The organism is Priestia sp. RMT2NF4 (assembly GCF_047872835.1).
Classification (GTDB): domain Bacteria; phylum Bacillota; class Bacilli; order Bacillales; family Bacillaceae_H; genus Priestia; species Priestia zanthoxyli.
In genome coordinates, this window is sequence record NZ_JBLQZO010000002.1 from 457,538 (window position 1) to 474,875 (window position 17,338).

The 17,338-nt window shown below is 39.3% G+C and carries 17 protein-coding genes; all 17 read right to left on the minus strand.

All coding sequences use genetic code 11. The features are described from left to right. Window positions 1-12: 12 nt before the first annotated feature. The 17 genes from ACMX9J_RS11525 to ACMX9J_RS11605 all read right to left on the minus strand — a co-directional run bounded on the left by ACMX9J_RS11525 (window position 13) and on the right by ACMX9J_RS11605 (window position 17,270). The gene (locus tag ACMX9J_RS11525) at window positions 13-189 is read right to left on the minus strand and encodes a hypothetical protein (protein ID WP_416225820.1); all 177 of its coding nucleotides are present in this window, start codon (window positions 187-189) and stop codon (window positions 13-15) included. A gap of 183 nt (window positions 190-372) precedes the next feature. Further along, on the minus strand, window positions 373-1,290 hold the full coding sequence (locus tag ACMX9J_RS11530; RefSeq protein ID WP_033579803.1) for a dipeptidase: 918 nt from the start codon (window positions 1,288-1,290) through the stop codon (window positions 373-375). Between the two features lie 75 nt (window positions 1,291-1,365). Next, window positions 1,366-1,626 (minus strand): stage V sporulation protein SpoVS, encoded by a 261-nt coding sequence (gene spoVS / locus ACMX9J_RS11535; RefSeq protein ID WP_003181955.1) that lies wholly within the window; start codon window positions 1,624-1,626, stop codon window positions 1,366-1,368. A 223-nt stretch (window positions 1,627-1,849) separates the two neighbouring features. Beyond that, complete coding sequence (locus ACMX9J_RS11540) at window positions 1,850-2,647, minus strand: TIGR00282 family metallophosphoesterase (RefSeq protein WP_028411380.1); 798 nt, start codon at window positions 2,645-2,647, stop codon at window positions 1,850-1,852. An 81-nt stretch (window positions 2,648-2,728) separates the two neighbouring features. Beyond that, a complete protein-coding gene (gene rny / locus ACMX9J_RS11545) occupies window positions 2,729-4,288 on the minus strand; it encodes a ribonuclease Y (RefSeq protein WP_013058803.1) in 1,560 nt (519 codons plus the stop codon). Between the two features lie 280 nt (window positions 4,289-4,568). Then, a complete protein-coding gene (recA, locus tag ACMX9J_RS11550; protein ID WP_013058804.1) occupies window positions 4,569-5,606 on the minus strand; it encodes a recombinase RecA in 1,038 nt (345 codons plus the stop codon). A gap of 199 nt (window positions 5,607-5,805) precedes the next feature. Further along, the gene (locus tag ACMX9J_RS11555; protein WP_028411381.1) at window positions 5,806-7,047 is read right to left on the minus strand and encodes a competence/damage-inducible protein A; all 1,242 of its coding nucleotides are present in this window, start codon (window positions 7,045-7,047) and stop codon (window positions 5,806-5,808) included. Between the two features lie 16 nt (window positions 7,048-7,063). Continuing rightward, window positions 7,064-7,648 carry a CDP-diacylglycerol--glycerol-3-phosphate 3-phosphatidyltransferase gene (gene pgsA / locus ACMX9J_RS11560; RefSeq protein WP_028411382.1) on the minus strand — a complete coding sequence of 195 codons (585 nt, stop codon included), beginning with the start codon at window positions 7,646-7,648 and terminating at the stop codon, window positions 7,064-7,066. A gap of 144 nt (window positions 7,649-7,792) precedes the next feature. Next, complete coding sequence (locus tag ACMX9J_RS11565) at window positions 7,793-8,770, minus strand: helix-turn-helix domain-containing protein (RefSeq protein ID WP_231099267.1); 978 nt, start codon at window positions 8,768-8,770, stop codon at window positions 7,793-7,795. Between the two features lie 12 nt (window positions 8,771-8,782). Beyond that, complete coding sequence (locus ACMX9J_RS11570) at window positions 8,783-9,574, minus strand: DUF3388 domain-containing protein (protein ID WP_013058808.1); 792 nt, start codon at window positions 9,572-9,574, stop codon at window positions 8,783-8,785. Between the two features lie 213 nt (window positions 9,575-9,787). Then, window positions 9,788-10,048 carry a DUF3243 domain-containing protein gene (locus ACMX9J_RS11575; protein WP_013058809.1) on the minus strand — a complete coding sequence of 87 codons (261 nt, stop codon included), beginning with the start codon at window positions 10,046-10,048 and terminating at the stop codon, window positions 9,788-9,790. 65 nt (window positions 10,049-10,113) lie between these two features. After that, window positions 10,114-10,839, minus strand: coding sequence for an elongation factor P 5-aminopentanone reductase (gene ymfI, locus ACMX9J_RS11580; RefSeq protein ID WP_176343470.1), 726 nt, complete (start codon window positions 10,837-10,839; stop codon window positions 10,114-10,116). A gap of 63 nt (window positions 10,840-10,902) precedes the next feature. Further along, on the minus strand, window positions 10,903-12,186 hold the full coding sequence (gene yfmH / locus ACMX9J_RS11585) for an EF-P 5-aminopentanol modification-associated protein YfmH (RefSeq protein WP_025750276.1): 1,284 nt from the start codon (window positions 12,184-12,186) through the stop codon (window positions 10,903-10,905). Next, complete coding sequence (gene yfmF / locus ACMX9J_RS11590; RefSeq protein ID WP_028411385.1) at window positions 12,173-13,468, minus strand: EF-P 5-aminopentanol modification-associated protein YfmF; 1,296 nt, start codon at window positions 13,466-13,468, stop codon at window positions 12,173-12,175. Before yfmF ends, yfmH begins: the two co-directional genes overlap by 14 nt. A gap of 258 nt (window positions 13,469-13,726) precedes the next feature. Beyond that, window positions 13,727-14,686 carry an ABC transporter permease gene (locus ACMX9J_RS11595; protein WP_013084750.1) on the minus strand — a complete coding sequence of 320 codons (960 nt, stop codon included), beginning with the start codon at window positions 14,684-14,686 and terminating at the stop codon, window positions 13,727-13,729. Then, window positions 14,683-15,744 (minus strand): ABC transporter permease, encoded by a 1,062-nt coding sequence (locus ACMX9J_RS11600; protein WP_014458483.1) that lies wholly within the window; start codon window positions 15,742-15,744, stop codon window positions 14,683-14,685. Before ACMX9J_RS11600 ends, ACMX9J_RS11595 begins: the two co-directional genes overlap by 4 nt. Continuing rightward, window positions 15,741-17,270, minus strand: coding sequence for an ABC transporter ATP-binding protein (locus tag ACMX9J_RS11605; protein WP_028411387.1), 1,530 nt, complete (start codon window positions 17,268-17,270; stop codon window positions 15,741-15,743). Before ACMX9J_RS11605 ends, ACMX9J_RS11600 begins: the two co-directional genes overlap by 4 nt. Window positions 17,271-17,338: the final 68 nt, after the last annotated feature.

The window sequence follows — 17,338 nt, forward strand, 5'->3', positions numbered from 1 at the left end:
AACGCCACTCCTTTAATTGCTCTTAATATAGAAATCTATTTTATTGATAAAAACTGAAAAAAGTAAATTAGCAAACGATTTCATTTGCTTCTCCATTTCACGAACAAAAATCATCCGCAAAACTCCCACAGCACCTTGTCGCTGTGCAGGATACGTTTCTGCTTGAACAGCTCCATAATCCGTTTTCAATTTTATTCCGATTGCCAGAAAAATGCAACCCTTTCCATTGAATTCTCAATCGTTTTAATTATATTTATATTTAATGAATAAGATGAAGTTTTTTAATGATCTTTTCTGCCTTCACATGAGGTATTATTATATAAATAACTTCTATAAAAAGAGCTTTCCCAAAAAGAAAAAGCTCTTTTTTTATTAGTTGCATACACGATCGGCAAAGTTTTGAAACAGAAAACGTTTTACCTGCTCCTCAGTGTAATACTTAAGGAGTTCTTCAATTAAATTCGTATACTGTTCATATCTTCCGAGACGATAAACCGTTTTGTCAATGCCGTCAAAGTCTGAGCCAAAACCAACGGAGTATTCGCCTCCTCTTTCACATATGTAATCAAGATGACGGATCACATCCGCTATGTGCGCTTTGGCAGAACTCGTTAAAAATTCAGGGACAAACGTAATACCAATCACGCCGTTTCGCTTTATTAAAGCATGAATTTGATCGTCTCTTAAATTCCGGGGATGAGAACACAATACGTGTGAATTGGAATGAGTAGCCACTACATATTGTGCTAGCTCAATCACATCCCAAAAACCTCTTACTGATAAATGAGAGACATCCGTCCACACTTTATGTTCATTATTCAATTCAACAACTTCTCTTCCAAAAGACGATAACCCCGCCCCTCGAGGTTCTAAAATACCATCACATACAGCATTGCTGTAATTCCATGTCAAGCCTACTGAACGTACACCCAGTGAAAAAAGTGTCTTTAAGCGAACTAAACTTGTATCAATGGCATCGCACCCTTCAAGCGTCAGCATGGCTCCAAGTTCACCTTTTTTCAAGCTATCTATATCGCGCTTTGAACGAACCCATTTTACACCGGGAAGCGATAAAATATGACTCTGAAACAGCTGAATCATTTCTAACGCAACATCAAAGCGCTGAGCTGCCGGAACCGCTTCTGGAATATAAATAGCGAATAGCTGAACTTTTCCTTTTGCTTTTTTTATGCCTTCTAACGTAACATGCAGCGCTGAATCATATGTAAAAGATAAACGTTTATTTAACCAGAGCTTCATTAATACATCACAATGAGCATCAAATATCACAACCAACACCCCTTTAACTCTATACAAAAAGGACCTGTTTGGCTTCTATGCTTTACAGGTCCGTGGTTTTTATAATTATCGCGGCTCTACAATTAATTTAATGGCTGTTCGCTCTTCTCCATCAATTTGAATATCTGTAAAAGCTGGGATGCAGATTAAATCAACCCCACTTGGTGCAACGAACCCTCTTGCGATTGCTACAGCTTTTACTGCTTGATTAAGTGCCCCGGCCCCAATGGCTTGAATTTCTGCTGCGCCGCGTTCGCGCAGCACGCCTGCTAAGGCACCAGCAACTGAATTTGGATTAGACTTTGCTGAAACTTTTAATATTTCCATATCTAGCTCCTCCTTATTCTTTACAATGTATGATGAGAGATCATTAGACCAATGACTTAATTGATTTCAATGTTACTATATTCACGATATGTCAAACGTATTCCTGCTTGTTTTTCCTAAATATTCAAAAACTTATATTTCTACACCTTTCTTTTTTCTTTTTACGTTTTTGACAAAATAAAAAAGCCAATGTATCGTTTTTCGACACATTGACTTTTTCCCTTTATTCAAAAAACGGATGATCTTCGTTAATTAAAATTCGCTCTGTTTTTGTTGCTTTCCCCGTCTTTTGATCAATATCAATAACGATTCCACTAAGCTGCGTTCTTCCTTCTTTTGGCACCTCAAATCGAACAGGAAGAGACGTTAAAAAACGCTTAATAACAGCTTCGCGCTCCATCCCTAAAATGCCGTCATAAGGTCCCGTCATTCCTACGTCAGAGATGTAGGCTGTTCCTTTTGGCAATATACGATTGTCAGCTGTTTGAACGTGCGTATGAGTGCCGACAACAGCGCTGACACGACCGTCCACATACCAGCTAATCGCTTGCTTTTCACTTGTTGTTTCAGCATGAAAATCAATAAAAATAAGCGGAGTGCGCTGGCGTGCTTCTTCAATTAATTCATCTGCTTTTTGAAATGGACAATCGAGCGGAGCCATAAACGTACGCCCTTGTAAATTAATCACGGCTACCTCAAGCTGATTGTACGTAAAATACGTAATTCCTTTGCCCGGTGTACCTTCAGGAAAATTTGCTGGACGAACAAGATTTTTTGCATCGTCAATAAAATCAAAAATTTCACGTTTGTCCCACGCATGGTTACCAAGAGTAATAATGTTAGCCCCTGCTTGTAAGAACTGACGATAAATCTTTTCGGTAATTCCTTTTCCTGAAGCTGCATTTTCTCCATTCACAATTGTAAGTCCCGGAGAGTATTTTCTTTTTAATCTCGGTAAATATTCTTCAACCATTTCACGGCCTGGAGAACCAACTACGTCTCCAATAAATAAAATTCTCATGTAAAAGCTCCTATACTTCATTCTTAATCTGCATCTTCATCTCTACGAAAAAAAATAAAGTGGCGAAACGCCACTTCATTTTTATTTTGCATACTCTACTGCTCTTGTTTCGCGAATAACCGTTACTTTGATGTGGCCAGGATAATCCAGCTCATCTTCAATTCGTTTTCGGATATCTCGAGCAAGTCGATGCGCTTCTAGATCACCAATCGTATCTGGTTTCACCATAATACGAACTTCACGCCCTGCTTGAATTGCAAATGATTTTTCAACGCCTTCATAAGACTCTGAAATTTCTTCTAACTTTTCAAGACGACGAATGTAGTTTTCTAACGTCTCACTGCGAGCACCTGGTCTTGCAGCAGATAATGCATCCGCTGCTGCAACTAGTACAGCAATGATTGATGTTGGTTCTGTATCTCCATGGTGAGAAGCAATCGCGTTAATAACAACCGGATGTTCTTTATACTTTGTAGCTAATTCAACACCGATTTCTACGTGGCTTCCTTCTACCTCATGGTCAATTGCTTTACCAATATCATGTAACAATCCTGCTCGTTTGGCTAACGTTTCATCTTCACCTAATTCAGCAGCCATAAGTCCTGATAAATGCGCTACTTCCATTGAATGTTTCAGCACATTTTGACCATAGCTTGTTCTGAATTTTAAGCGACCAAGAATTTTCATCAAGTCTGGGTGCAACCCATGAACACCGACTTCAAACGTCGTTTGTTCACCAACTTCACGAATATATTCGTCCACTTCGCGGCGAGATTTTTCAACCATTTCTTCAATACGTGCGGGATGGATACGACCATCTTGAACGAGTTTATCAAGTGCAATTCTTGCTGTCTCACGACGAATTGGGTCAAATCCTGATAAAATAACTGCTTCTGGCGTATCATCAATAATAAGATCAATTCCTGTCAAAGTTTCAAGCGTACGGATGTTTCGACCTTCTCGACCGATAATTCGGCCTTTCATTTCGTCATTTGGCAAGTTAACAACTGAGACAGTCGTTTCAGCAACATGATCTGCTGCGCAACGCTGAATAGCAAGTGAAAGAATTTCTTTCGCCTTTTTATCGGCGTCTTCTTTTGCACGGTTTTCTGTTTCTTTTACCATTATTGCAATGTCGTGGGAAAGTTCATTTTCAACACGATCTAAAATAATCGCTCTTGCATCTTCTCTTGTTAAGCTTGAAATGCGCTCTAGCTCTGTTTGCTGTGCACGTACTACTTCTTCAACTTTGCTTTCCATCTCTTCAATATGCTGTTGTTTAACAGTAAGAGAATCATCTTTCTTTTCAAGTAACGCTTCACGTTTATCAAGTGATTCGTCTTTACGATCAAGATTTTCCTCTTTTTGCATTAATCGATTTTCTTGTTTTTGAAGTTCTGCTCGACGATCACGAATATCTTGTTCTGCCTCTGTACGAAGCTGATGGATTTCATCCTTCGCTTCTAGTAAAGCTTCTTTTTTCAAAGCTTCCGCCTCGCGGGTTCCTTCATCAATAATTTGTTCTGCACTAGACTTTGCTCCCGCAATTTTAGCTTCAGCAATCGATTTACAAACAAAAAAGCCAACAACTGCACCGACGATTAGGCCAAGCAAAGCGAAGATGATTGTATTAGTATCCATCATTTCACCTCCCCTTGCTATAAACTTGTAAGTTTTAAATTTCATGTCGGCATGTACATCGTATTCACCTTTCAATATACACACAAAGGCTTTTAAACGCTAAAATGTTTTAAAAAGGGAAAATATACATCTTAATTGTAAATCTGTGCATTTTTATTGTCAAGCCTGCCTCTACAGTATATATTGAAATTTCGTATGTTACTTTTCTAGCATTAACAATTTTTACAAAAAAAAGACCCCTTCTTTGAAATAGAGGAGTCTTTTTTTATCTCGCAGCAAATTAAATATTTAAATCGCCTTGATCGTCATCCTCAGGAGCTGGCTCTCCATCTTGGTCTAAACCATGATGTTCACGCACTTGTCCCGCAATTTCCTGACGAATATCAGTATTTTCTTTTAAGAATTGCTTTGCATTTTCACGGCCTTGACCTAGACGCTCGTCATTATATGAATACCAAGATCCACTTTTTTGGACAATATCTAGTTCAGAAGCGATGTCCAAAATTTCACCCTCTTTTGAAATACCTTCTCCGTACATAATATCTACTTCGGCAGCACGGAAAGGCGGAGCTACTTTATTTTTCACAACTTTAATTCTTGTTTTGTTACCTACGATATCATTTCCTTGCTTTAACTGCTCTGCACGACGCACTTCTAGACGCACTGAAGAGTAGAATTTAAGCGCACGTCCACCAGGAGTTGTTTCAGGGTTACCAAACATTACGCCGACTTTTTCACGAATTTGGTTAATAAAGATAGCGATTGTTTTAGACTTGTTAATAGCTCCAGATAGTTTACGCAATGCTTGAGACATTAAACGAGCTTGTAGACCCACGTGAGAGTCTCCCATTTCTCCTTCAATTTCCGCTTTTGGCACTAACGCTGCTACTGAGTCAACAACAATAATATCTACTGCGCCGCTTCGAACTAAAGCTTCAGCAATTTCTAAAGCTTGTTCTCCTGTATCAGGCTGAGATAATAACAGCTCATCAATATTAACACCTAATTTTTGAGCATATACAGGATCTAACGCGTGCTCCGCATCGATAAATGCAGCCTGTCCGCCCTGCTGTTGAACTTCTGCAATCGCGTGAAGAGCAACTGTTGTTTTACCTGAGCTTTCTGGGCCATATACTTCCACCACACGTCCACGTGGATATCCACCTACGCCTAAAGCTATATCTAATGCTAATGAACCACTTGGAATTGTAGAAATTCTTTTTTCCGTTTGTTCACCTAATTTCATAATTGAACCTTTACCAAATTGCTTTTCAATTTGCTTTAAAGCCATATCAAGGGCTGCTTGACGATCGTTCACTCAATTTCCTCCTCTATCTCTTTGAAATCATCTATAAACTGCAAACTTACTACGATGTAGTAGCAATGTCGAATTAACAACTTTCTATAACTTACTATACTAGTTTTTGGGTCGTTTGACAAGCAAAAAGCGAATAAATGTTCGTTTTTTATAAAATTAAAAAAAGGCTGCTTTGGTAAAACTAAGCAGCCTTTTTTCTTTATTTTTTTATCGTCTTCAATACGTAATGACAGCCGTAATTAACCGTTCGTGAACGAATTCCTTGGCGGCTTCCAGATAGCTGCAAACTGTAAACTTGAGGAGTTTGATCCTTATAAGCGACCCCTATATGCACTGTTCCTACAGGGTGTCCTTCTTGTTTAGAGGGTCCAGCTACACCCGTAAAACCGATGCCAATATCCGTTTTGTATAACTGTTGAATACGCTGAGCCATTTCAGCCGCGCACTGCTCGCTAACGGCTCCGTACTGATTCAGCGTGTGTTCGCTCACTCCGAGAATATTTTGCTTGATTTCATAATGATAGGCTACCAGGCTGCCTTTAACAACTTCTCCAGCACCTGAAACAGTTGTTAAACGTTCGCTGAATAACCCGCCGGTTAAACTTTCGGCTGAAGCAATCGTCAAGCCTTGTGCCGTTAATTCTTTTACCAATTCATTATGTAAAGAAGTTGCTTCGTATCCATATAAATACTCGCCTACGCGCTCTGAAATGGTTTTTTCCACTTCGTCTAACATGCGCTGTGCTTCAGCAGCATCAGCGTGCTTAGCAGTTAAGCGAAGCGTCACTTCTCCATCTCCTGCAAGCGGTGCAATCGTCGGGTTTGTTTGCGCATCAAGCAAATCTTCAATTTCCGTCTCAAGCTGTGATTCTCCTATTCCGAAAAAACGAAGAACGCGTGATTCAATACTTTCTTTTAATTCAAGCTTTTGAGCTAAAAATTCTTGACCATATGCTTCATACATTGGATAGAGCTCTTTTGGCGGCCCTGGGAATAGCATATAGTGTTTTCCCTCTACTGTAAGCCCCATACCTGGAGCCATTCCGTAATCATTAGGGAGCACTGTCGAACCTTCAAGTACAATTGCCTGTTTTTTATTGTTAGGTGTCATGATACGATTTGACTGTTTGAAATAGGCTTCAATGCTTTCAAGTGCTTCCGCATTTGTTGTCAACTCTACTCCTAGCACACTCGCAATTGTTTCTTTTGTTAAATCATCTTTTGTAGGACCAAGCCCGCCTGTGAAAATAATTAACTCTGCACGTGTTTGAGCTGTAGCAATCACTTCTTTCAAGCGCTGTGCATTATCTCCTACTACTGTATGATAGTAAACATTAATTCCAAGTTCGGCTAATTTTTTCGATAAATACTGAGCGTTTGTATTGGCAATTTGCCCAAGCAGCAGCTCAGAGCCGACTCCAATAATTTCAGCGTTCATCATATCATCTCCATCTTACTTATTTTGAATTAACAAAAGCCTGTTTGTTTTTAGCAAAGTAGTCCCAGCCTGAAATAACCGTAAAAATCACTGAGATCCAAAGCATTACGCTAGCAAACGGAATGGAAATCCATTCAAAAGGCAAGTTGTACAACAGAATAGCTGAAATAGCTAAAATTTGAGTCCATGTTTTAATTTTACCTAACATATTGGCTGCTACAACTTCTCCTTCCCCTGCTAGTACAAGTCTTAAACCTGTGATAGCAAATTCACGGCTAATAATGATGATAGCAGCCCATCCTGCACCTGCAATTAAATCTAAGTCAACAATAGCTACAAGCGCAGCTGAAACCAACAGCTTGTCTGCTAGTGGATCTAAAAACTTGCCCAAGTTTGTGACTAAATCGTACTTTCTTGCATAGTATCCGTCGATCCAGTCTGTTGTAGATGCAATAATAAATAATGCCGCCCCTAATAGATGAGCGATCGGAATCTCTTTTCCTGCTGCCTCCACTGTGCCAAATGGTAGCGGCACCATCATAAAAATGAGGAATACGGGAATTAGAAAAATTCGCGAAATGGTAATCTTGTTTGGTAAATTCACTTCTTCTGCCTCCAATTACTGTTACAAACTGAAAGCGTGCAAACGAAGTTGTTTGCACGGCTTTGGTTTTATTATAGCGTGAATGAGTATTTAATTCACATATTATCTTTATTTACACCCTGACCACTTTTTAAAACAGGCTGTTTACTGTGCTTCTGCCGGCTGATATTGAATCGTTACAACTTGTCGAACTTGCTTGGATGAATCAAACGGCAAGTCAACCGCTTTTCCATTTACTTTTAACTCTACTCCAGGTGAATAACCGATGTTGACACGAGCTTCCGTTTCTTTCGTCAAATCAAATTCTTTTGTTTCACCTTTTTTTAGAATGGAGCTAAAGAAAGCATTTCCTTTTCCATTTTTCACATCTAACCAAGTATCTGCTTGAGTGGATGTTACTTCTAGGTTAAATGCATCTGTACCGGAAAGAGCATACGTAGCACTTCTGCCTGTTTTTTGAACTTCCTTGTATTCTTGTTTACCGCTGTCTTTCTTTTCTTTTTCAGCTTTTTCTTTCTCAGCTTTTTCTTTTGCGGCTTTTTCTTTTTCAGCTTTTTCTTGTTCTTTCTTATCAGCAGCACTTTGTTCATCTTCTGACTTGCTATTGTCATTTTTTGCAGTAGTTTCATTCGTTTCTTCCTGCGTGTTAGACTGCTGAACTTCGCTGTTTGGAGCTTCTTGATTAGCCTGCTCCTTGTTTTTATCCGAGACGATATTTTGAGCGATTACCCAAATAATAATCCCAACAACTACAACTCCCGCCACCACTAGAACAGTTGGAAGGTAGTCATATGCTTTTGAAACTCCTTTTGTATGCTGAGGAATTTCTTTGCGGCTGCGAACGCGCGAAAGCTGCTGCGGCATGTCTTCTGTTTGAGTTGAAGGAATGTCTGATTTGTATTCTTCAAAAATAGCATCTGTGTCCAACCCAATTGCTTCGCAGTATTGCTTAATAAACGCTCGTACGTAAAATTTCCCTGGCATAACCTCATAATTGCCTTCTTCAATGCCAAGTAAATAGCGTTTTTGAATTTTCGTTAGTTTTTGTAAATCCTCTAACGACAATCCTTTGCTTTCTCGTTCTTGTCTTAACCTTTGTCCTAACTCTGTCAATGCTAACACCTACCAATTATGCTAAAAATCAAACATCGATAATCCACCGTCTTGAAACATTTGAGGACCTTCCATTATTTCATATGTAATCTTCTCATTGGGGTCATTTCTTATTTCAATAATGTAGGCAAAATCATCTAACGAATACTCGGTATTTTGTACAAATACATCCGGATGCTCCACGATTTTTGTCGCGGGTACATTCATTACTTCTCGAACAAGCTGCCAGTGCTTTTCATTCGCTCGTTTTGTCGATACAATCCCGTCAATGATAAAAATATTATCAGCGTTGTATTCGTCAGCAATAAGCTGACTGCGAATCGTTTGTTTTAAGAGTGTAGAAGACACAAAAAGCCACCTTTTGTTCGCACATACGCTAGCTGCTACAATCGATTCGGTTTTGCCTACTCGCGGCATACCTCGAATACCGATAAGCTTATGACCGTCTTGTTTAAACAGTTCCGCCATAAAATCTACGAGCAAACCTAATTCATCTCTTACGAAACGGAATGTCTTTTTATCATCTGCGTCACGCTGAATATAGCGACCGTGACGCACTGCTAACTTATCACGCAATTTAGGCGGTCTCATTTTTGTCACAATGATATTATCCATTGTTTTCAAAATAGATTCAAGCCTGTCTATTTGCTCATGTGAATCACAGCGCAGCAATAATCCACGGCGAATATCATCCACTCCATTAATTGTGACAATATTAATTGACAACATTCCAAGAAGCGATGAAATATCACCTAAAAGACCCGGACGATTTTTTTGTATTTGATATTCTAAATACCACTCAATTTTCTCCATCAAACCCCTCCCATTTCTTGGCTGGCCTTCGAGAGGTGCCCCCTTTTTTTCACCTAGTTTAACTATAAATGATTTCCATTATATTATAAACCCTAAAGGCAAGTAGTTCTACATTTGTTATGTATGTAAGCGCTTATTTATTTGTACTATTTAATTCTAAGAAAAAAGGAGCTTTCACACGCGGTGAATTAGCTCCTTTTTAGAAACGATAACTTATTTTACTGATCCGTTATTTTGAACTAATTTCACCATGCTGCTCGCAATCGCATGCTGCTCTTCTTTAGAAGCAACGCTCCAAAGGTCTGCTAAAATTCGCTCTTGATCATTTTTTGCATCAACTTGGTTTGCTAAATATCCACCAATTTGATAAGCAAGATCATGAATAACTTCTTCTTGCATTCCTTCGTTTTGTGCATGATGTAAACGGTCGCCTAAAAAATCTTTCCAGCTATCCCAGTTTTCTAATACTGACATGAGTAGCCCTCCTTAAGGTTTATTCATATCATAGTTTGTACCTTGTTTTTAATTTTATGCACACTTTATATGTACCAACCGCCATTAACCGATAATATTTGTCCAGTTATATACGAAGCACGTGAAGATATTAAATATGAAACCGCATCTGCCACTTCTTTTGGATATCCTATTCTTCCTAAAGGGATCTCTTCAGCCAGCTCTTTAACCTCTTCTTTTGAATAGCTGGCCATCATATCCGTTTCAATCGCTCCGGGCGCAACTCCATTGACGCGAATTCCACTTAATGCAACCTCTTTTGCCAAAGCTTTTACAAACGTATTTTGGGCGCCTTTTACCATTGAATAAAGAACTTCAAACGAAGCTCCTGTAAGTCCCCAAATGGAAGAAATCATGATAATTTGTCCGCTTTTAGCACTGATCATTTTAGGCAGCAAAGCTTTTGTAATAACAAAGGGAGCCGTGATGTGAAGATAGATCATTTCTTCGGTTTCATTTGCCGAAGCATCTGTCATTAACCCGCTAACGCTTCGTCCGCTGTTATGAATAATAACTTCTACCGGAACAATAATCTCCTTTAAAAACTTCTCCACTCCCTCTTTACATGATAAATCCGCTTGTACTGTAAACACGGTTTTCACCTTTTCAGCTAGCTCATGTACAAGCGCCTCTATTTTGTCTTTTCGTTGATGATAGTGCAAAATAAGCGAGTATCCATCTTCAGCCAATTGCTTAGCAATCGCTGTGCCAATTCCTCCGCTTGCACCTGTCACAAGGGCAAATTTCTCCATAGCCTTCTCTCCTTTACATGCAAAAAAGCTGATGAACATCAGCTTTTTTGGCAACAATCATCTTTATTTAGGTACTACTTCACAAACCGTAAAGTTCTTTTCATCAATAATCTCGTTTAGCACATCTTTTATTTCGTTTACCTTCAGTTTTTCTAGCGTTTCAACAATATCAAATAAATTCATATCATTAAACGCATAGCGTGTAAACTGATTAGCGATAAACTCAGGTGAGTTTAATGAACGTAAAAATCCGCCGATTTTCTTTTTACGAATACGTTCAAGTTCCTCTTCTGTTAGTGATTTTGTTTTCATTTCAAGTAAAATTTGTTTAACTCGATCATACAGCTGTTCCGGTTGATCCGTATCTCCTCCGATAAGAGCAAAACCAAATCCTCTTTCCTCCGTATAATCATACGCAAACGTTTCATCAATGAGTCCGTCTGCATACAACTCCTCATAGTACGAAGAGCTTTTTCCAAATGCATAATCTAAAATGATATTCATTGCTAACTCGTATTTAAGCATTTCTCCGCCTGAACGCTGCGGATTTTTCGCTTTTAGACCCACCATACATTTCGAAGACTGCACCGGCATTTTTAATACTTGTTTTTCTTGATCCACCGTTTCAGGCTCTTCGTCAAAATGACGCTGTATGTCAGAGATTTCTTTATAATCTTTTTTCTGCTGATTGTCTCGAACTTGCTTCATTACTTTTTCCGCATCAACAGGACCTACAATGAACAACAGCATGTTGCTCGGATGATAAAACGTTTCATAGCATGTGTACAGTAAATCTTTATTAATATGTGAAATCGATTCGATCGTGCCGGCAATATCAATTTTAACAGGATGGTTTTTGTACATATTTTGAATGGTACCAAAATACAAGCGCCAGTCCGGATTGTCGTCATACATTGTAATTTCTTGACCGATAATGCCTTTTTCTTTTTCTACCGTTTTTTCTGAGAAGTACGGCTCTTGTACAAAGTCCACTAATGTTTCAAGATTTTCTTCAAAGTTAGATGTACAGCTGAATAAGTAAGCTGTGCGGGTAAAAGAAGTAAATGCGTTGGCCGAAGCACCTTGTTTACTAAACTGCTGAAAGACATCTCCGTCTTCTTTTTCAAATAATTTATGCTCTAAAAAGTGGGCAATTCCATCGGGAACTTTTGTCATTTCATTTTCATTTAGCGGTACAAATTGATTGTCAATCGATCCGTAGTTTGTTGTAAAAGTGGCAAACGTTTTGTTAAACTCCGGTTTTGGCAAAATGTATACCTGCAGCCCGTTATCCATTTTTTCATGATACAGCTGTTCTTGAAGCTGCGAAAATTCAATTTTCTCCATTTTCTTCACCGCCCGTTCCTGTTAAGAAATAAATTGTATCCATTTCAATTTTCTCAGCCACTTTAATAATTTCCTGCTTAGATACCGCATCAATATGCTTTAAGTATTCATCAATTGAAATATCTTTACCCGTTAATTCATTATGATACATAACCTCTACTAGTCCTCGTGGAGTATCCACCGTTTCAAGCAGCTGGTTGTGAATAACGGCTTTCGTTTGAGCGATTTCGCCGTCTGTAAACGATCCTTGTTTCATTTCCTGCATTTGTTCTTTAATAATCGTAACAGCTTGGTCGTAATTTTTAGCATCAATACCCGACATGACCATTAGTAATCCTTTATGACTCTCTACTCTCGAAGCAGCATAGTAAGCTAAGCTCGCTTTTTCACGCACGTTAATAAATAGCTTGGAATGTGAGAACCCTCCGAATATCCCATTGAATACTTGAAGAGCAAAATACTGTCTATCTCCGTATACAACGTTTGTACGATAGCCAATATTTAATTTCCCTTGTTTGACTTCTTGTTTTTCCACCACTTCATTTACGTTTGAGATCTCTTTAGACGTGATAGAATCTTCAATGTCTTTTTGCTCGCGCTTTGGTAAAGTAAATGTTTCTTTTACTGTTTGTAAAACCTCTTCGACTTGCAAATCTCCAATAGCATAAAGGTGAATGGCATCTTCTTTTAACACCTGCTGATAATAAGCGTACAAACTTTCACCTGTAATTTCTTCCACATCGTCAATTTGACCGTTTACATGTAAAGAGTAAGGTTCTTCCTTACACATTTCTTCAACTAGTCTTAAATTAGCATAGCGCATTTTATCATCAAATACGGCTTGAATTCGCTGACGAAGCGAACGCTTTTCTTTTGTCATAATATCCGTTAAAAAAGAGTCCCCTTCAACTGCTGGCTTTAATAAAATATCGCCAAGAAGAGCTAACGCTTTTTGTAAAAGCGGAGTTGAATCTTTCAAATATTTTTCATTCGCTATATCAATGCGAATCGTAATATCGTGGTTATCACCTTTTTTTGTTAAGTCTACTTGTAAAGTAGCACCATAAAGCTCATCTAAATATGTACGAAGCTTTGTCGTAGACGGCAGCGACTCGGTAGCGCTTTGAAGCACATAAGGTAAAAGGGCACGCATTGTCACCGTTTTCTTATCTAAAGGGGCATTTAGTTTTAAAATGAACGTGTTTGTTTTGTACTTAGCTGTTTGAATGGTATGAACAGTCAATCCTTCTAGTTCATGTTTTTGTTCAGTCAATAATTTCATATATAAACCTCCTTTTAAATTTTGATGTATTAACTAGACAATACTTCTATTTTGAATCTTTAACGCTAATTTTAGTCTTATAACCACTATATCGAATTCAAGGAAACATTTTCAAGTAACTTGCCGCGCGCTTCCTCATTTCTTTTCATATTCTTTCTCTCAATGAAAAAAAGGCGGAGAAAAGAATATGATTTCTTTGTCTCCACCTTCTATATTTATCCAACTTTAGTCATTGTTAGACCTCGTATAGAGGATTTATTAGCGGCGGCCTTTTTCATAAGGAACGCCCAGCGCTTTAGGAGCCTCAGCACGTCCTACAAAACCAGTAAGCGCTAAGATTGTTAATACGTACGGTGCAATGGTTAAAAGGACGGATGGGATATCTTGAATAACCGGAATCTGAGCTCCCGTGATACTCAAAGACTGTGCTAATCCGAAAAACATGGCTGCACCTAAAGCACCAATAGGATGCCACTTCCCGAAAATCATGGCCGCAATAGCAAGGAACCCTTGTCCAGCAATCGTTCCCGCTGCAAAGTTTGTAGCAATAGACGTGGCATACACCGCTCCGCCGATTCCAGCGAACATGCCGGAAATCATAACGCCAACGTAGCGCATTCTCACAACTTTGATCCCCATCGTGTCTGCTGCCATTGGGTGTTCACCAACTGAACGAAGACGGAGACCAAACGGCGTTTTATAAATGATGTACCATACAGCAAAAGCTAGCGCAATCGCAATATAAGACGTAATAGGAACGTTCGAAAACAGAATTTTACCGATTACTGGAATGTCTGATAAACCTGGAATACTTACTTTATCGATACGGAATTGAATAAAATCTGTTTGTCCTTTCCCAAAAATCTTTTTGATTAAAAAGATTGAAAGACCCGCAGCTAGAAAATTCAGGGCTACACCACTTACAGTTTGATCTGCTTTTAATGTAATGCTTGCAACAGCATGAATCAGCGAGAACACAGCGCAAACAACAGCCGCAATTACTATTGCTACCCACGGGGCCCAAGCACCTAATGAATCCTGAAGTAAAAGGGTTGAAACAATACCTGTGAACGCGCCAAACATCATCAGCCCTTCTAATCCAATGTTCACGACCCCGGAACGTTCACTAAATATCCCTCCGAGCGCGGTAAAGATAAGCGGTGCAGCTGAATAAAGCGCCGCTGGAATAATAATGGCTAACACCTCTAAGAAGTTCATTTTGCTCCCCCCTTGCCTGCACGGCCAAGCACCCAGCGAATTAAATAACTAGATGCAACAAAAAAGATAATAAGCGCAATGACAATTTGAATTAATTCAGACGGTACGCCTGTCATAAAGTTCATTTGAGGAGCCGCAGTTTGCAGTCCTCCGAAAAAGAATGAAGCTAATAAAATTCCAATTGCGCTGTTAGCTCCTAAAAGGGCTACGGCGATACCGTCAAATCCCGTACCCGTAAACGCAGTGAATGTGCCCATATATTGAAATGTTCCAAGCCCTTCCATAGCTCCGGCAAGCCCGGCAAAAGCGCCTGAAATAGCCATGGATAACACAATGTTTCGGCCTACATTCATTCCTGCATACTGTGAAGCATGCTGATTAAAACCAACGGCTCTTAGCTCGAAGCCCTTAGCTGTTTTATTCAAAATAAACCACATTACGACGGCTGCAGCGATGGTAATAAGAATGCCGTAATGAAGGCGGGAGTTATTGGTTAACTGTGCTAAAAAGCTTGATGCTAAAGATGCCGATTCTTTAATATCATACGATTTTTCATTACCCGCGTATAAATACGTACGGATTAAGCTGCTCGTGGTGTAAAGGGCAATATAGTTCATCATGATGGAAACAATTACTTCATGAACATGAAATTTTGCTTTTAAAAATCCTGGAATAAACGCCCAAACTGCTCCAGCTGCAGCTGCTGCTAATACAGCTAAAGGAATATGAATGACTGCTGGTAAATCAAACGCATACCCAACCCATACTGAAGCCAACCAGCCAACTAAAAGCTGTCCTTCTACTCCAATGTTAAAGAGACCGGTTTTATAAGCAAACGCAACCGCAATACCGGCCAGAGCAAGAGGCGTCATGGCACGAATCGTTTCTCCAATGGCTTTTGGCGTCCCAAACATCCCGTCAAAAAGAGATTGATAGCCAAGCATTGGATCATAGCCGCCTAGTAACATAATAACCGCTCCGGCAATGAGTCCTAATATGGCCGATACAACAGGGATCAAAATCATCATTACACGTTCGTTTTTCACAAGTTTATTCATGCTGTTCCACCCGCTTTCTCACGCGTACCGCCTGCCATTAATAGACCTAACTCTTGTTCATTCGTTTCTTTTGGATCTACAATGTCAACTATTTTCCCTTCATAAATAACCGCAATGCGATCGCTTAGATTCATTACTTCATCTAGTTCTAGCGAAACGAGCAGCACTGCCCGTCCTTTATCTCGTTCTTCAATCAGCTTTTTATGAATAAATTCAATGGCTCCTACATCCAGCCCCCTCGTTGGCTGAGCTGCAATTAATAGTTCCGGACTGCGGTCTACTTCACGGGCAATAATGGCTTTTTGCTGATTTCCGCCCGATAGCGATCGCGCTTGCGTATATTCACTAGGGGTTCGCACATCATATTCTGCAATTAACTCTTTTGCTTTTTTATACAGCTCTTTATAATTCAAAATACCTGATTTAGACATCGGCTTTTGATAATACGTTTGAAGACCGATATTTTCACCAATTGTATAATCTAATACAAGCCCGTGCTTATGGCGATCCTGCGGAATATGTCCTACTCCTGACTCCGTAATTTTACGCGTGGATAACGTAGACAGTTCTTGATTTTTTAACGTGACCGAGCCCGACTTTATTTTTCTTAGACCCGTAATTGCCTCAATCAGCTCTGTTTGGCCATTTCCATCCACACCCGCGATGCCTACAATTTCGCCTGCTCGAACGCTTAGATCAAGTGAACTTACAGCCTCTACTCCTCGGCTGTCTTCTACTACTAATTCTTTTATTGTTAACACAGCTTCTTTTGGAGTCGCTGTTTTCTTTTCAGTTTTAAAATGTACTTCTCTTCCTACCATTAAAGCAGCAAGTTCATCAGGGTTGGTCTCTTGCACATTTACCGTACCAACCCCGACACCTTTTCGAATAATTGTACAGCGGTCACACACTGACATAATTTCTTTTAATTTATGCGTAATTAAAATAATCGACTTTCCTTCTTGAATTAATTTTTTCATAATTTGAATTAATTCCGTAATTTCCTGAGGTGTTAAGGCGGCAGTAGGTTCATCAAAAATAAGAATGTCGGCTCCTCTGTAAAGCGTCTTTAAAATTTCCACTCGCTGCTGCATGCCAACTGAGATATCTTGAATCTTCGCATATGGATCTACCGATAATCCATATTGATTTGAAAGCTCTTGAATATCTTGAGCTGCTTTTTTAATATTGATTTTCCCCGTTCGCGTCGGTTCGTTCCCAAGAATAATATTTTCTGTGACTGTAAAGTTTTGAACAAGCATAAAATGCTGATGAACCATTCCAATTCCTAAGTCATTCGCTACGTTAGGGTCCGTGATTTTGACTTCTTGGCCGTTTACACGAATCTGCCCTTTTTCAGGCTGATAAAGCCCAAATAAAACGTTCATCAGCGTTGACTTACCTGCACCATTTTCTCCTAACAAAGCATGAATTTCTCCCTTTTTCACTTGGAGTGTAATATTGTCATTAGCGACAATACCGGGAAACTCTTTGCGAATATCTAGCATTTCAATAACATATTCCACTACTTTCACTCCCTATTCCTGCCTGCTACAGGATTCTGTCTTCCGTTTTTTGGCTATGAAAAAGGCTA

Coding starts and splice junctions, on each gene's coding strand:
- rny (WP_013058803.1), bottom strand. CDS start 4,288: ATGGATACTAATACAATCATCTTCGCTTTGCTTGGCCTAATCGTCGGT.
- ACMX9J_RS11595 (WP_013084750.1), bottom strand. CDS start 14,686: ATGAACTTCTTAGAGGTGTTAGCCATTATTATTCCAGCGGCGCTTTAT.
- ACMX9J_RS11570 (WP_013058808.1), bottom strand. CDS start 9,574: ATGGAGAAAATTGAGTGGTATTTAGAATATCAAATACAAAAAAATCGT.
- ymfI (WP_176343470.1), bottom strand. CDS start 10,839: ATGGAGAAATTTGCCCTTGTGACAGGTGCAAGCGGAGGAATTGGCACA.
- ACMX9J_RS11600 (WP_014458483.1), bottom strand. CDS start 15,744: ATGAATAAACTTGTGAAAAACGAACGTGTAATGATGATTTTGATCCCT.
- ACMX9J_RS11575 (WP_013058809.1), bottom strand. CDS start 10,048: ATGTCAGTATTAGAAAACTGGGATAGCTGGAAAGATTTTTTAGGCGAC.
- ACMX9J_RS11555 (WP_028411381.1), bottom strand. CDS start 7,047: ATGATGAACGCTGAAATTATTGGAGTCGGCTCTGAGCTGCTGCTTGGG.
- yfmF (WP_028411385.1), bottom strand. CDS start 13,468: ATGAAATTATTGACTGAACAAAAACATGAACTAGAAGGATTGACTGTT.
- yfmH (WP_025750276.1), bottom strand. CDS start 12,186: ATGGAGAAAATTGAATTTTCGCAGCTTCAAGAACAGCTGTATCATGAA.
- spoVS (WP_003181955.1), bottom strand. CDS start 1,626: ATGGAAATATTAAAAGTTTCAGCAAAGTCTAATCCAAATTCAGTTGCT.
- ACMX9J_RS11540 (WP_028411380.1), bottom strand. CDS start 2,647: ATGAGAATTTTATTTATTGGAGACGTAGTTGGTTCTCCAGGCCGTGAA.